The 14,501-nt window shown below is 54.7% G+C and carries 13 protein-coding genes; 2 read left to right on the top strand and 11 right to left on the bottom strand.

Annotated features, from left to right (window positions below; translation table 11 throughout):
* Positions 1–34: 34 nt before the first annotated feature.
* From OP500_RS09870 to OP500_RS09820, 11 genes are all read right to left on the bottom strand, one after another.
* Positions 35–1,039 carry a 2Fe-2S iron-sulfur cluster-binding protein gene (locus OP500_RS09870; protein ID WP_274070834.1) on the bottom strand — a complete coding sequence of 335 codons (1,005 nt, stop codon included), beginning with the start codon at positions 1,037–1,039 and terminating at the stop codon, positions 35–37.
* A gap of 136 nt (positions 1,040–1,175) precedes the next feature.
* The gene (locus OP500_RS09865) at positions 1,176–1,898 is read right to left on the bottom strand and encodes a class I SAM-dependent methyltransferase (RefSeq protein ID WP_238744977.1); all 723 of its coding nucleotides are present in this window, start codon (positions 1,896–1,898) and stop codon (positions 1,176–1,178) included.
* A gap of 243 nt (positions 1,899–2,141) precedes the next feature.
* Positions 2,142–3,641 carry a YifB family Mg chelatase-like AAA ATPase gene (locus OP500_RS09860; RefSeq protein ID WP_274070833.1) on the bottom strand — a complete coding sequence of 500 codons (1,500 nt, stop codon included), beginning with the start codon at positions 3,639–3,641 and terminating at the stop codon, positions 2,142–2,144.
* Positions 3,642–3,749: 108 nt separating this feature from the next.
* The gene (locus OP500_RS09855) at positions 3,750–4,238 is read right to left on the bottom strand and encodes a type IV pilin protein (RefSeq protein WP_274070832.1); all 489 of its coding nucleotides are present in this window, start codon (positions 4,236–4,238) and stop codon (positions 3,750–3,752) included.
* The gene (locus tag OP500_RS09850) at positions 4,231–4,830 is read right to left on the bottom strand and encodes a pilus assembly PilX family protein (RefSeq protein WP_274070831.1); all 600 of its coding nucleotides are present in this window, start codon (positions 4,828–4,830) and stop codon (positions 4,231–4,233) included. Before OP500_RS09850 ends, OP500_RS09855 begins: the two co-directional genes overlap by 8 nt.
* A gap of 17 nt (positions 4,831–4,847) precedes the next feature.
* On the bottom strand, positions 4,848–5,942 hold the full coding sequence (locus tag OP500_RS09845; protein WP_274070830.1) for a PilW family protein: 1,095 nt from the start codon (positions 5,940–5,942) through the stop codon (positions 4,848–4,850).
* Between the two features lie 41 nt (positions 5,943–5,983).
* Positions 5,984–6,580, bottom strand: coding sequence for a type IV pilus modification protein PilV (pilV, locus tag OP500_RS09840; protein ID WP_274070829.1), 597 nt, complete (start codon positions 6,578–6,580; stop codon positions 5,984–5,986).
* Positions 6,581–6,650: 70 nt separating this feature from the next.
* Entirely contained in the window at positions 6,651–7,322 is a 672-nt protein-coding gene (locus OP500_RS09835) for a GspH/FimT family pseudopilin (protein WP_238744795.1), read from the bottom strand.
* A 46-nt stretch (positions 7,323–7,368) separates the two neighbouring features.
* The gene (gene dnaB, locus OP500_RS09830) at positions 7,369–8,778 is read right to left on the bottom strand and encodes a replicative DNA helicase (protein ID WP_274070850.1); all 1,410 of its coding nucleotides are present in this window, start codon (positions 8,776–8,778) and stop codon (positions 7,369–7,371) included.
* A 137-nt stretch (positions 8,779–8,915) separates the two neighbouring features.
* Positions 8,916–9,446: an inorganic diphosphatase gene (locus OP500_RS09825; RefSeq protein ID WP_274070828.1), complete on the bottom strand. Its 531-nt coding sequence runs from the start codon at positions 9,444–9,446 to the stop codon at positions 8,916–8,918.
* Between the two features lie 294 nt (positions 9,447–9,740).
* Positions 9,741–11,912: a heavy metal translocating P-type ATPase gene (locus OP500_RS09820; RefSeq protein WP_274070827.1), complete on the bottom strand. Its 2,172-nt coding sequence runs from the start codon at positions 11,910–11,912 to the stop codon at positions 9,741–9,743.
* A gap of 86 nt (positions 11,913–11,998) precedes the next feature.
* On the opposite strand from OP500_RS09820, the gene OP500_RS09815 reads away from it, so the two are divergent.
* Positions 11,999–12,424, top strand: coding sequence for a Cu(I)-responsive transcriptional regulator (locus OP500_RS09815; RefSeq protein ID WP_274070826.1), 426 nt, complete (start codon positions 11,999–12,001; stop codon positions 12,422–12,424).
* 251 nt (positions 12,425–12,675) lie between these two features.
* Positions 12,676–14,412, top strand: a complete 1,737-nt coding sequence (lnt, locus tag OP500_RS09810; RefSeq protein ID WP_274070849.1) for an apolipoprotein N-acyltransferase — start codon at positions 12,676–12,678, stop codon at positions 14,410–14,412.
* The last annotated feature ends 89 nt before the right edge of the window (positions 14,413–14,501 follow it).

Here is a 14,501-nt window from a genome sequence, read left to right as displayed (position 1 = left end):
CTTTCAGGCTGCCTGACGGATTGGTCGGAAGGGTTTAAACATGGGCGGTAAAGGCGTCGCTGTAAAACGCCTTGTCGGCCAGGCCGGCGGCTATAAAGCGCTGCTTGGCTTCGCGGATCATCGCCGGCGAGCCGCAGGCGTAGGCTTCAAAGGCGGACAGCTCGGGATAATCGTGCAGCGCCTGCTCTTGGATATAGCCCTGCGCGCCCTGCCATTGGCTGTCGGCTCGGGAGAGCACCGGCGTGTAGGACGCGGCGGGCAGTCTGGCCAGCAATTCCTGCAGCGCGCTTTCGTCGTACAAGCCATCGCGGCCGCGGGCGCCGAAATACAGATGGACGGGGCGGGTGCTGGCGGTGTCGGCCAGGCGGTGCAGGATGCTTTTGACCGGCGCCAGACCGGTGCCGGTGGCCAGCAGCAGCAGCGGCGCGCTGCTCTCTTCGTTTAGGGTAAACGAGCCCAAGGGGCCGCGCAGGCGGATAATCGACCCGCTTTTCAGGCTGCCTGAAAACAGCTGCGGCGAAAACATGCCGCCGGCCTGATGGCGGATGTGGAATTCGAGCGTGCCTTTGCTATCGGGCGAGCTGGCGATGGAATAGTAGCGGCCGCCGTCTTTGGTCAGGATTTCCATATACTGGCCCGCGTAAAAGCAAAAGGGCGGCGCTTTGGGCAGCGCCACGCTCATCACGGCAACGTCGCCGCGGATATCGACCTTGTCGATGCGCGCCGGCAGGGTGCGGATGTCGATGGCTTTGGTGCCGGCGTAGGACGGCATATCGACTTCCACCGCGCTTTGCGCCTGGCTGCAGCACAAAAGAATCATGCCCGAAGCGAGCTCTTCTTCGGTCAGTACATAGTCGTCGTACTCGGCGCTTTTGCGCACGCTGCCTGAAAGCAGGCGGGCGGCGCAGGAGCCGCAAACGCCGCTTTGGCAGGAATGCGGCAGATTGATGCCCTGGCGGATGGCGGCGGCCAGAATGGTTTCGTCTTCCGCTGCGTCAAAGGCGGTCTGGCTGGGGGATACGTTGATGGGGTGTTGCATGTTTGTGTTCGGTTTCGGTGTTGTTTTTGCTTTGTTGCGGACTTTCAGGCAGCCTGAAGCAGCCTGAAAAAGGGTTTGGCGCGGTGGGCGTCCGGCGGATGCGCAGATGCGCAGATGCGGGAATGTTTTCCGGCTTTCAGGCTGCCTGCAGGGCGGCAAAGGGCAGATAGACGTCAAAACGCGTCGATTTGCCGCTGTAGCAGTAATCCGGCCGGCAGCCCGCCAGCTCTTCGCCCAAGCGCGGACGTTTCACCACCACGCGCTTGCGGGCGGTGCGGCGGGCGCAGTCAAGCAGCGCGGCATCGTCGGCGGCTGCGGCGCTGCCGACCAGCTCGTGAAAATACGCCATCTCTTTTTTAACCGCCGCACTCTTGCGCCGCTCGGGATACATGGGATCGAGATAAACGACATCGGGTGCGCTTTCCCCTGCCGCCAGCAATTCGGGCATTAGGGCAACGGCATCGCCCGCATACAGGCGGATGCGGGCAGCGGTTTCGGTGGTTTCGGGCAAGTTTTGCGCGCGGGCAAGGCCGTCGGTCAGCAGCAGGGCAACCGACGGATGGCGCTCGAATACCCGCACTTGCAGCCCCAAACCGGCAAGCACAAAGGCATCGCGCCCCAGCCCGCCGGTGGCATCCCACACCAGCGGTTTGGCGGTGTGGTTGACGGCTTTAGCAATCAGTTCGCCGCCACCTTTATGCTGCCGGTACTGGGCAGCACCGGCGGCAAAATCCACCCGCACCCGCCCTTTTTCGCCGGCTTTGCACAGCGCCAAACCGTCGCTATCCTGCCACAGATACAGCCCTTCGCGCGGAATTTCCGCTGCCGGATAGAGAAAATCCGGCAGCGGATCGGGCATGGGGGCGGCAGGGTCGCGGCAAATGGGAAGCATGGCAGGCAGCCTGAAAGGCGCTTAACGGGCAAAACAGCGTTTTCAGGCTGCCTGAAAGGCTGTTTTACAAAAAAATACAAATTTTAAAACAAGCGGATTCTACTGGCTGAAGCGAACCGGCGCAAGAATGGTGCAGGCATAAAAAACCGGCTGCGCTTTGCAAATACCATTAACGCAAACAGCATTTTCAGGCTGCCTGAAACGGCTGTTTTACATACTGCGGCGGAAGCTGACGGCCTTGAGAATATGGCCGCGCTCTACCTTATCGTCTGCCGCCAAATCGGCCAACGTGCGGGCGATGCGCAAAATCCGGTGGAAACTGCGGGCGGAAAGCGAGAGTTTCTCCACCAAATTGCCCAGCGTTTCTTTTGCCTGATCGCTGATTTGCGCCTGTTGATCCAAATCGGTCGGCGACAGCGCAACATTGAGTTTGCCTTGGCGGCGGTATTGGCGCTCACGGGCGGCCACTACCCTTTCCAGCACGGCGGCACTGCTCTCTCCGGCCTGCGCCTGCAGCAAATCGGCACTGCTCAAGGCTGGTACTTCCATGATTAAGTCCATGCGATCGAGCAGCGGACCGGAAATCTTGCTGCGGTAGCGGGCAATGCTGTCGGGCGTGCAGGTGCAAGGTTTAACCGGATGGCCGTAATAGCCGCACGGGCAGGGATTCATCGCGGCAACCAGTTGGAAATCGGCTGGAAAAGTAACGTGCATTGCAGCACGGGAAATATGGATTTCGCCGCTCTCCAACGGCTCGCGCAGGGCTTCAAGGGTTTTGCGGTCGAATTCGGGCAGTTCGTCCAAGAACAGCACGCCTTTATTGGCCAAAGAAATGGCACCCGGCCGCACATTGACGCCCATGCCGCCGCCTACCAGCGCCACCAGGCTGGCAGAATGGTGCGGCGCCAAAAACGGGCGTCCGCTGCTTGGATTATGGGCATAACGCGGCAGCAGCGATTGCAGTTTCCACACTTCGATTTGTTCGGCATCGGTTAGCGGCGGCAAAATCGAAGGCAGCCGTTGAGCGAGCATGGATTTACCGGTACCCGGCGGCCCCATCAACAGCAGGCTGTGCCCGCCGGCCGCCGAGATTTCCAAAGCCAGGCGGGCGGTATGCTGCCCTTTCACATCTTTCAGATCCGGCAATGAAACCTGCTGCGCTGGTTTTGGCACCGCACAATCTGCCGGCTGTATCACATTGATACCATTTAAATGCGCCGCCACTTCCGCCAAACTGTTCGCTCCATATACTTCTACTTCGCTGACAACCGCAGCCTGAAGCGCCGTTTCTGCCGGCAAAATAAAACTGCGCCCCACCTGATTCGCCTGCCATGCCATCGACAGACCGCCACGTATCGGACGCAGTAAACCTGACAGCGCCAGCTCTCCCGCCAATTCGTATTTGGGTAGCGCATCCGGCACCACCAAACCCGATGCGGCCAAAATACCGATTGCAATCGGCAAATCAAAACGTCCGGACTCCTTGGGCAAATCCGCCGGCGCCAAGTTAACGGTAATCTTCTTAGCCGGGAACTCAAAGCCGCTTTGAATAATCGCCGCACGCACCCGGTCTCTGCTCTCTTTCACTTCAGTATCGGGCAAACCGACAATATTAAATTGCGGCAAACCGTTGGCCAGATGCACCTCCACTTCCACCAAGGGCGCATCCATCCCACAAAGCGCACGGCTGCCCACCACAGCAAACGACATTAGTCATCTCCCAAGAGTTTCTACAACGGCCGCAATCATACAAAAAGCAGAACATTAATGCATTAATGTTCTGCTGAATAATGGCTTATTTAGATGAAAATTTCAGATTTAAAATGGTTCACACTGGCGATTCCTTGCTGTTTGAATAGCACTTGTCACTACACTCTTAGGGCATTTGAACACATAACCATACCGATCCATCCACAGACCAAATTTATAATTGGGGTTTTTCGGAACCGCCTGCAAAACAATAGAAAAAATCTTACTATTTGACCCACCTTCTCCGACAACTGTACCCTTAAGCTCATATTTTTCCGCCAAGCCTTTAGGCGCATTTTTCGTCATACGGTTTAAAAAGTCATTATAGTCAGTAGATTTTTTATAACTACTTGGAGATGAAACTTTTTCTTTTGCCAAAGTCTGACGTATAGAAATCATTTCCTGCTTGGCGGTAGCCATATTAGTTTTCTCAATAGATGCCTGATATGACGGAAAAGCTATCGCTGCCAACACACCAAGAATAACGATAACAACCATCATCTCTACTAAGGTAAAGCCTTTACCTACAGAAAAGGATAAATGACCGCTATTATTCATTATACAACTCCACATAGCTTTGAAGCGTTACGATAGTATCCGAATTCTCACCCTTTGCTCTTGAGGTTATCCGGAAGTAATCATGCAAGGAACCATCTTCCGCTTTCTTTTGCCCCATATATTCGATAATGGTTTGGGTATTAGATCCTTTTGCTGTAATACTGCGATTCCCTTTATCCCCTTTGTCTAATACTGTATTAGGAGTAGTACAAGGCTTACTCATCGATCCTGTTCCGCAGCGTTGGATTGCTTCCACAGTAACCCTTCCGTTGCCATCATATCTGAACAAACGATCACTCTCCGTAGATTCAGGATAATGGGTATTTGTTACCGGCCTGCACAATCCGTCAGTACAATTTGCATAAAATGTCATTACTTTTTTAGCTTCAGCATTCGCTTTTATCATTGATTCTGCATTTCTTAAGCCATCTTCTGCAGAGGATAAAGCAAATTTCCTATCCGCATCATTAGAACTGGATCGTGATTCAGAGGATGAGGATTGAACTGTTACCATCACCAATAAGGCAATAACTATCAGCACAACAACCACAATAAAAAGTGAAAAACCCTGCTGTTTTTTACGGTTAGGCATCATCGTTATTTACCTCATCAAATTAAACTATTAATACAAGAATTACCACTTCTGACTGTCGCATTAATTATAAAGTCCTCAGTCCGTGCTTGGCTACCTGACAAGTCATTATCATAAGTCAAACTAATCCGAATGATTGCAGGCAAAGTTTTTTGCGACAAATCATCAGAAAAATCATAAGAATGCTTTAATGTAAAAATATTAGAAGCTGCTGCCGGGCTTGATGCCGCAACACAGTTTTTAAGGTACCCAAAATTTACCGTCATTTGCGAGACACCTTCACTAAGCAGTTGAGGCCCTTGCCATGTTCCGTCTGATCCTAACTCATACCGCAGCAGGCTGGACTGACCATTAACCGTACCCACAAAATAAGCAGAAGTATATAACCGGCTTACCGAAAGATTAGTTGCCGCGTTTAGATTTGAAGAATCTATTTCCGGAATATCCACACCCTTACTTAAATTAACAATATCACCGTTAACGCCTGTTGGTTTCACAACAACAGCATTCTGGCAGCTGCTTAAAACCAATTGTCCTTTATTGGCAATTGCCTGAGAAACATCAGCATCGCTAGCATAGGATCTGTCCAGCTGTAAAGCATCCAGTCCCTTAACACCACTAACGGACGCGTACCCTTTGCCATAAGTAAACAACAAAATGGGGCTATTTATAGTAATATTATTTGCGCCAAAAGCTGTTAATGCATTAGTCGATTGGTTTTGAGGGATAATACGCACCCCATAGCCACCATTCTCGCCATCATCTAAAATATTACTATAAAAACCCGATCCTCCGCTTCTAAAAGGGCCATTCACCCCAACCTCAGCAAGAGGAAATCTCTCACTAGAAGCCACGGTAGTACTAAAACAACCAAACGCACCAGCGCCACGGGCATCACGAGTGAGCATGCTTGAAGCGTTTCTAAGATTTCTTTGAAAATCAACCCGCTGCTCTGCCGAATCATTAAGCTTTCTAGTAATAAAATAAGTTCCCGTTGCGGCCATAATCACAATCACGGCCAAAGCGCTCGCCACCAAAAACTCAATTAAAGTAAAACCATGCACTTGGCCTTTATGGCTATTCAAACGCTTGCTTAATAAATAACGGTTCATTTTTATTCTTTCTTAAAGTAATGATATTCTTAAATTAAGTTTTAATCTGTTACGCGCAGGACATAGCTAAACGATACAGATGAATTATTTTTATCTTCACTTTTCATCGTCCAAGCAACTTTAATTGCCATACCCGAACCACTAGAATTACAATTCCAATTACTTACCTTACCATTATTACCTATACTGGGTTCTTTTGGCTGCTCAATATCAGGACAAACTTTCCACTCATAGCCGGAAATATTATTCATTTTACTATCTAATGCATTATTAAAATCTGCTAAATGCCATTTGGCCAAATTCCCATTGCTGACATTACCCTGCCAAGCTGCTTGTCCACTCCCTTTAAATGAAGAAGAATCTTCCTCATAAGCCTTATAAGTTTTAATCAGTTTCCCACCACTTCTTTCAAGACCGCTCGGATTTGCCTGCATGCCTTCCATTAGGGATTCGGCTGCTTGAGCAACAATGGTTCGGTTCTCTGCTTCTGAGACGCTAGAAACCGATCTCAGTTGCGCCGCCATTAAGGCCAAGATACCGAAAGTAAGCAGAAACACCGATACAATTACTTCTAACAATGTAGATCCACGATTCTTATTTTTTAATCCATTAAGAATATACAAATTATTTTTTCTCATAATGACCACCTGTCTGCGCGCTACGCGCAATTATTAAATCAGCCTGTTTAAATAACTTATCGCTAATCTTTTAATTACAAAGACGTTTGCTACTGGCACCGTTTTTTTCAAAAGTTTCTTTTTGCGAGCTTCCGCACAAAAATACATTCCCGTTGGGACCTACAATAACTCTACGCTCATTGCCTTGGCTACTGGCCTTAGAAACCATAATTTTTAAAAAATCCTTACCGACCAAAATGTTACTCGGATCATCGTTCCTATTTGCTTTGATCCCAAACATACCGCTTGGCATATAAACAAACTCTTTCACATTTACTCGTCCACACTGGGAAGAATTCAAAGGACATGCCTCCATATCCAATACTAAATTTAAATTGCCATTGCCATTAATCGTAACGGTACGGACAACCAAATCATCTCCGCCTGCATCATATTTACCGTTTCTATTCTTATCTGCATAAGCCATCATGCCGCTATTTGCATTGCCATTGGCATCGCACACTCCAGAGTGCCTGCCATCAGAACGGACAGTTACTCCACAAATTAAAACAGGCACGCCCAACCGGATAGATTCGGATTTGGCAAAACGAAATAGGTTGGCAACCTGTTCGGTACGATTCAATGTTTGGCTATTGGCAATAAAACGACTCATGCTCGGCATGGCAATGGCAGCCATAATACCGAGAATAGCTATCGTAACCAACAGCTCAATTAGGGTAAAACCGTTAATTTTCTTATTCATTCTTATCTACCTGAAATCAATATGCAGAGAAAATAGATTTTAAAATTTAATTGGCATCCTGCCCCAAATCGGGAACATAAGCAGTATTTTCAAATTTAGTGAACTGCCCCAGGAAAGTAAGGAACACCCTGCCTGTAGGACCGTTGCGGTGCTTGCCGATAATACATTCGGCAAGCCCTTTGTATTGGCTTTGCTCCTTGGTGTAATACTCATCGCGGAACATAAACATGATCAAATCAGCATCTTGCTCAATGGCGCCGGACTCGCGCAAATCGGACATCATTGGTCGTTTGTCGGTTCGCTGCTCGACCGAGCGTGAAAGTTGCGACAAGGCAATTACCGGCACCCGCAATTCCTTGGCAAGTGCTTTTAAAGATCGGGAGATTTCTCCTAATTCCGAAGCACGATTATCACTACGTCCTGAACCTGACATCAACTGCAGATAGTCAATCACAATCAAGCCCAAGCTGCCGTTGAATTTCCTTGCCAAGCGGCGAGCGCGGGCGCGTAATTCCAGAGCGGTTAATCCGGGCGTTTCGTCGATATATACCGGCGCATCCGACAATCTTGCGACTGCTTCATTCAAGCGCGCCCAATGCTCATCTTCCAAATTACCGGTACGCAATACGCTTTGATCCACCCTACCGACCGAACCGAGCATTCTCATAACCAGCTGGGCGGCGCCCATTTCCATTGAGAATACCGCAACCGGCACTTTGTGGTGAATGGCGACATGCTCGGCAATATTGATGGCAAAAGCCGTTTTACCCATCGACGGGCGACCAGCAACAATAATCAAATCGCCATCTTGCAAGCCGGAAGTCATTTTGTCCAAATCGGCAAAACCGGTGGCCAAGCCGGTTACTTCTTCGGGATTATCGCGCTGATAGAGCTTGTCGATGCGTTCGATATTCTCCTTCAGCAGCACCGGCATTTCCAAAAAGCCCTGCTTGGATTTTGCCGTGCTTTCAGCAATTTGGAACACCTTATTTTCTGCCTCGTCCAAAAGCTGCTCGGCTGTACGGCCTTCGGTATTATAGGCATTCCTAGCAATATCCGTTCCAACTTCCGCCAATTGGCGGATAACGGAGCGCTCGCGCACAATTTCCGCATAACGCTGGATATTGGCAGCGGACGGCGTATTCTGCGCCAAAGTAACCAAATAGTTGAAACCGCCGGCCGCTTCCAAATCGTCGTTCCGCTCCAATTCCTCCTGAACGGTAATGATGTCGGCCGGACGGCTGGCGTTAATCAGCAGCTCGATTGCCTGAAAAATCAAACGGTGTTCGCGGCGGTAGAAGTCGCCCTCGCTGATTAGGTCAGCGATTTTGTCCCAAGCGGCATTTTCCAGCAGCAGGCCGCCGAGTAGGGACTGCTCCGCTTCAACCGAATGGGGTGGAACATTCAGGGCTTGGACTTCGCCGCCCTCGTCGCCGGATGGCGGCAGGTATTCGATATTTTCCAAACGATACTCGATAAAACTAACGTTTCTCGGCACCTCGCCGATGCTTCGATTTGTTTTTCAGGCTGCCTTAAAGTGATTGCAACACAAAACAGGCAGCCTGAAAACCGGTTTTCAATAAAAATCAGGATTTAGCGCTTTTTCCAGCGTTCTTGGGATTCGCGCACCACCGCTTTGGCTTCTTCAATATCGCCCCAGTGTTCGACTTTGGTGGTGCCGGCCTTTTTCAAATCTTTGTAATGGTTAAAATGGAACTCGATTTGCTTAATCAGCTGCGCAGGCAAATCCTGTAAAGTTTTGACGGCATTGCCGGTATGGCGGTCATCAGCGGGAACCACCACGATTTTGTCGTCCACTTCGCCGTCATCGACAAACTTCATCACGCCGATGATGCGTGCTTCCAAGAAAATGCCGGTGGGCAGCGGGCTGTCGGTGATGATCAGCGCATCCAGTTCGTCGCCGTCTTCGTCTAGCGTTTGCGGGATAAAGCCGTAATTAGTCGGTTTGGCAAACAACTGCGGCTCGACCCGATCCAGCTGCATCACCGCCAGCTTGCGGTTCCATTCGATTTTATGGTTCGAACCCTGCGGGATTTCGACTACTACGTTGATGATGCCGCCGTCCACGTCGCCGGCGTCGAGAATCTGATTGAAGTCTGCCATTTGCTTTAACCTTTGTTTGCGAAAGCGGCGATTATACCCAAAGCCGCCACTCTTGTCCTGCCGCACGGCGGGCTGTTTTTTCCCAGATCAATGTTTTCAAACGAAAAACCGCAAAATCCTTTTGTTAAGACGCAACAAAACCGCACAACCGTTTCCGGCTGCGCGGTATTTTTTGCGTTTTGTGCCGCTGGGATTGGTTTTCAGGCTGCCTTACGGTGTTTTGTTGCATTTAAAGCAGCCTGAAAAGATTTCAGGCTGCTTTTTTTCAGGCTGCCGTTTAACAGACGCGCCGGGTTAACAGACGCGTCGGGCAAAATGCTTCAAGCGCAGCGCATTGCCCAGCACCGTAACCGAGCTGAGCGCCATCGCCGCTCCGGCGATCACCGGACTGAGCAGGCCGAAGGCTGCCAGCGGAATCGCCAGCACATTGTAGAAAAAAGCGAAAAACAGATTCTGCCGAATGGTTTTCAGCGTGGCGCGCGCCACCAAGAGCGCATCGGCAAGCTGGCCGACCGAGCCGTTCATCAGCAGCGCATCGGCGCTGTGTTCGGCGACATCGGTGCCGCCTTTGAGCGCGAAACCGACATCTGCCGCCGCCAACGCGGGCGCGTCGTTGATGCCGTCGCCGGCCATTGCCACCACCCTGCCCTGTGCCATCAGCTGCCGTACCGCTTCCGCTTTGTCCCGCGGCGACATCGCACCCTGCGCCGCAGCCAAACCGAGTTCTGTTGCGATTTGCGCCACCGCTGCCGGCCGGTCGCCGCTCATCATCCGCACTTCGATGCCGACCGCCTGCAAACGTGCCACCGCCGCCGCGCTGTCCGGCCGCAGGGTATCGGCAAACGCCACCGCGCCCAGCGCCTTGCCGTCTGCCGAAACGGCGGCCACGCTGGCAATCTGCCAGATGCCCTCCAGATTTTCAGGCAGCCTGAAACCGCAAAATTCGGGTTTGCCCACGCGAACCCGGCCGATACCGGCCACATCCGCCTCCAAGCCGGCACCGGCTTCGCTGTAGGGTGCCGACGCCGGCGGCGGGCTGATGCCGCGCTCGGTTGCGGCAGCCAGCAACGCCTGCGCCAAAGGATGGCGCGAATGCTGCTCGATCGCCGAAGCAGCCTGAAACAACAGCGTTTCGTCCACGCCCTCGGCCAACCACAGCGCGGCAATTTGCGGCCGGCCGGCGGTGAGCGTGCCGGTTTTATCGAGCACCACGGTATCGACGCGGCCGGCGCGTTCCATCACCGCCGCGTTTTTAAACCACACGCCGCGTCCGATTGCCGCGCCCATGCCCGCCATAATCGCGGCCGGCGTGGCCAGACCCAACGCGCAGGGGCAGGCCACCACCAGCACCGCCACCGCATGCACCAGCGCAGTAACCGGGCTGCCGCTGAACAGCCAGGTAAGCGCGAAAGTCAGCAGCGCCAGCGCCAGCACGACGGGCACAAACACCGCCGCCACTTTGTCGGCCAGCCGCGCAATCGGCGCTTTGCTGCCCTGCGCTTCCGACAAAGCACGCATCATATCGCCCAGCAGCGTATCGCCGCCGAGCGCTTCGGCGCGGTATTCGACGCTGCCGGAAAGCAAAGCGCCCGCCAGCACGCGGCTGCCGGCAGTTTTGCGCTGCGGCTCGCTCTCGCCGGTCAGATGGCTCTCGTCCGCCCACGCCTCGCCCGCCAGCACCACGCCGTCGGCAGCGATGCGGCCGCCGTCGGTGCAGCGCAGCACGTCGCCGGCTTTCACAGCAGACAAGGGCTGCAGCTGCCAAGTTCCGTCTGCGGCACGCACTTCGGTTTCGGCGGGCGTCAGCCGCAACAGCAAACCCAAGCTGTTCAGGCTGCCGCGCTTGGTGCGCTCTTCCAGATACTTGCCCAGCGACACAAAAGCCACCACCATCACGCCGGCTTCGAAATACACCGCCTCATGGCCGCCGCCGGCCAGCACCATGCCCAGCGAATACAGGTAAATCGCCGCCGTACCCACCGACACCAGCACGTCCATATTCGCCAGCCCGCCGCGCACGCTGGCCCACGCGCTGCGGTAAAACGGCAGCGCCAGCCACAGCTGAACCGCACTTGCCGCGGCAAGCTGGTACCACAAGGGCGGCATCAGCGCATGGCTGCCCGCCAGCATTCCCAGCATACCGACCACAAACGGCAGCGCCAAAACCAGCAGCAGCCACAGCCGCCAATGGCTTTTCAGGCTGCCCGCGCCGGCAGCGGCGTCTTCGCCGTTTTCAGGCTGCCCTTTTTGCGGCGGCAGCGCGGTAAAGCCCGCTTTGGCAACCGCCTCGGCCAAGATTGCGGCGTCGGCAATCTCGGCATCGAAGCGGATTTGCGCTTCCTCGCTGGCGAAATTCACCGTTGCCTCATGCACAAAATCTTTTTTGTTCAAAACCTTTTCCAAGCGCGCCGCGCACGCCTGGCAGGTCATACCCTCAATGCGGAAAGTGATGCGCCCTTCGGCCATAATGCTTCTCCTAATGCTGTTTGTGGTGCCGGAAATCCGGTTATCAGGCATACTCTAAACCCTAACACCGAGTAAAGGTCAAGCCCATGAACATCAGCCAGGCCGCCCGCGCCACCGGTTTGAGCGCCAAACAAATCCGCGACTACGAAAAAGCCGGCCTGCTGCCGCCGGCCGAACGCGCCGCCAACGGCTACCGCCGCTACGGCAGCGGCGATTTGGCGCGGCTCAACTTTATCCGCCACGCCCGCGAAGTCGGCTTTTCGCTGCCGCAGACTGCCGAACTGCTGGCGCTGAACGACGATAGCGGCCGCAGCAGCCGCACCGTCAAAGCACTGACCGCCGCGCACATCGCCGAACTCGACGCCCAAATCCGCCGCCTAAACGCCATGCGCGCCACCCTGCAGCGCTGGCACGACGCCTGCCGCGGCGACGAATGCCCGCAATGCAGCATACTCGACGGCCTGCTCGGGCAGCCTGAAAGCAGCGGCGAAACCGAAGCGGCGGCGGATTAAGGCAGCCTGAAACATCCAAAGGCCGTTTGAAAAGCAGCCTGAAAGCCAAAAGCAGCCTGAAAAACCGCGCAGCGTGGCAAAGCCGCCAGTTTCGTCCGTCCTATCCGGCCGCTATCTTGACGCTGCGGCAGCGAGTACCGACAATTCCGCACCGCCCGAACCGAGCCGAATCCTTACAGGCTGCGGGCGCTTTCCCCCATGCCGCACCGCTGCCTGAACACCACAGGCAGCCTGAAAGACGAATAATCACCATGACCGACCATCCTTCCCCCCTTGAACGCCACTGGCAGAAGCCGTGGCTGTATTTTCTGCTGCTCACCGCGCTGGCCGCCACCACGCCGCTGGCTTTCGCGCCCTATTACCATTTCTGGCTGATGCCGCTGCTGCTGGCGGTGTTGTTCCGCCTGACCGAGCTCAAGCCGCAGCGGCGCGTTTCTTCGGGCTACTGGTTCGGGCTGGTGGCCTACGGCAGCCAGTTTTGGTGGATACACACGTCGATGCACGACATCGGCGGCATGCCGGAAATCTACGCCGTGCCGCTCACCCTGCTGCTGCCGGCCTTTCTCGCGCTGTATCCGGCCGCAGTATTTTGGCTGCTGGAAAAATACCGTCTGCCGCGCTGGGCGCAAACCGGCATCGTGCTGCCGCTGCTGTGGACGCTGGCGGAATTTGCCCGCGAACGGGTGCTGACCGGCTTCGGCTGGGGCGCGGTCGGCTATTCGCAAATCGCCGATGCCAGCCCGCTGGCCGGTTTCGCACCGGTGGGCGGCATCCATTTGGTGACGCTGGCCACCGTGCTGCTGGCCGGCTGGCTGGTGCTGGCAGTGAACAACTGCATTTTGCGCCAGCGGCTGCTGTTTGCCGCCGCCGCGCTGGCGCTGCTCTCCAGCGGCCATGTGCTGCGCGGCATCGGCTTTACCCGCGGCGAAGGGCAGCCGGTCAGCGTCGGCCTGGTGCAGGGCAATATCGAGCAGCAGTTTAAGTTCGACCCCGACCGCCTGGCGGAAACCTACCGCCGCTACTACGAGCTGGTTTCTTCCAGCCGCGCGCAGATTGTCGTGCTGCCCGAAACCGCCTTTCCGCAGTTTCTCAGCCAGCTCGAACCCGGCCTGATCGAAGTGTTCGCCGAAGCGGCCAAGCGCAACGGCAGCGCGCTGGCGCTGGGCGTGCCGGTGCTAACCGACGACGGCCAAAACTACCTGAACGCCGCCATCAACCTGCAGGACTACGATTCCGAGCATCCCGACCGTTTCCAGCTTTACGCCAAAAACCATCTGGTGCCCTTTGGCGAATACAAGCCGCTGCCGGCGATCAGCGAGCCGGTGTACCGCTTTATCGATATGCCGCTGGGCGACTTCCAACGCGGCGGTGCGGCGCAAAAACCCTTTGATATGGCCGGTCAGAAAGTCGCCTTCAACATCTGCTACGAAGACGGCTTTGGCGACGAGCTGATCGAATCCGCCCGCCACTCCACCCTTCTGGCCAACATCAGCAACCTGGCCTGGTTCGGCGGCTCCAACGCCATGTGGCAGCAGCTGCAGCAGTCGCAGGCGCGCGCCTTGGAACTCGGCCGCTACATGATCCGCGCCACCAATACCGGCGCCACCGCCATCGTTTCGCCGCAGGGTCAGGTCATCAAACTCAGCCGCCCGCAAACCGCCACCGTACTCGAAGGCTATGTGCAGGGCATGCACGGCGAAACGCCCTATATGAAAACAGGCGGCTCGCTGCCCCTGATCGGCAGCGCCGCCCTGCTGGCGCTGGCGCTGCTGTTTGTCCGCCCCAAAGCGCAGACAAGCGGCAGCCCGGATAAAGCGGATGCGGACAAACCGGCTGCAGATGGAACGGGAGCAAAAGAAGCCGAACCGGAAAAGCCCGAATCGGAAAAGCCCGAATCGGAAAAGCCCGAATCGGAAAAGCCCGAATCGGAAAAACCCGAATCGGAAAAACCCGAATCGGAAAAACCCGAATCGGAAAAACCGCACTAAAACAGTTTTCAGGCTGCCTTAGCTCAAGGCAGCCTGAAACTTTTATCGCCCCCCGATTCCCGCGCCGGCGGAAATTTTCTTGGCGTGCA

Source organism: Kingella sp. SNUBH-2017 (assembly GCF_028680565.1).
Taxonomy (GTDB): Bacteria; Pseudomonadota; Gammaproteobacteria; order Burkholderiales; family Neisseriaceae; genus Kingella_D; species Kingella_D pumchi.
This window is presented reverse-complemented; position numbering and strand designations above follow the sequence as displayed.

Excerpts from the sequence above, each read along its gene's own strand:
- OP500_RS09870 (WP_274070834.1), bottom strand. The coding sequence starts at position 1,039 with ATGCAACACCCCATCAACGTATCCCCCAGCCAGACCGCCTTTGACGCA.
- OP500_RS09865 (WP_238744977.1), bottom strand. The coding sequence starts at position 1,898 with ATGCCCGATCCGCTGCCGGATTTTCTCTATCCGGCAGCGGAAATTCCG.
- OP500_RS09860 (WP_274070833.1), bottom strand. The coding sequence starts at position 3,641 with ATGTCGTTTGCTGTGGTGGGCAGCCGTGCGCTTTGTGGGATGGATGCG.
- OP500_RS09855 (WP_274070832.1), bottom strand. The coding sequence starts at position 4,238 with ATGAATAATAGCGGTCATTTATCCTTTTCTGTAGGTAAAGGCTTTACC.
- OP500_RS09850 (WP_274070831.1), bottom strand. The coding sequence starts at position 4,830 with ATGCCTAACCGTAAAAAACAGCAGGGTTTTTCACTTTTTATTGTGGTT.
- OP500_RS09845 (WP_274070830.1), bottom strand. The coding sequence starts at position 5,942 with ATGAACCGTTATTTATTAAGCAAGCGTTTGAATAGCCATAAAGGCCAA.
- pilV (WP_274070829.1), bottom strand. The coding sequence starts at position 6,580 with ATGAGAAAAAATAATTTGTATATTCTTAATGGATTAAAAAATAAGAAT.
- OP500_RS09835 (WP_238744795.1), bottom strand. The coding sequence starts at position 7,322 with ATGAATAAGAAAATTAACGGTTTTACCCTAATTGAGCTGTTGGTTACG.
- OP500_RS09825 (WP_274070828.1), bottom strand. The coding sequence starts at position 9,446 with ATGGCAGACTTCAATCAGATTCTCGACGCCGGCGACGTGGACGGCGGC.
- OP500_RS09820 (WP_274070827.1), bottom strand. The coding sequence starts at position 11,912 with ATGGCCGAAGGGCGCATCACTTTCCGCATTGAGGGTATGACCTGCCAG.
- OP500_RS09815 (WP_274070826.1), top strand. The coding sequence starts at position 11,999 with ATGAACATCAGCCAGGCCGCCCGCGCCACCGGTTTGAGCGCCAAACAA.
- lnt (WP_274070849.1), top strand. The coding sequence starts at position 12,676 with ATGACCGACCATCCTTCCCCCCTTGAACGCCACTGGCAGAAGCCGTGG.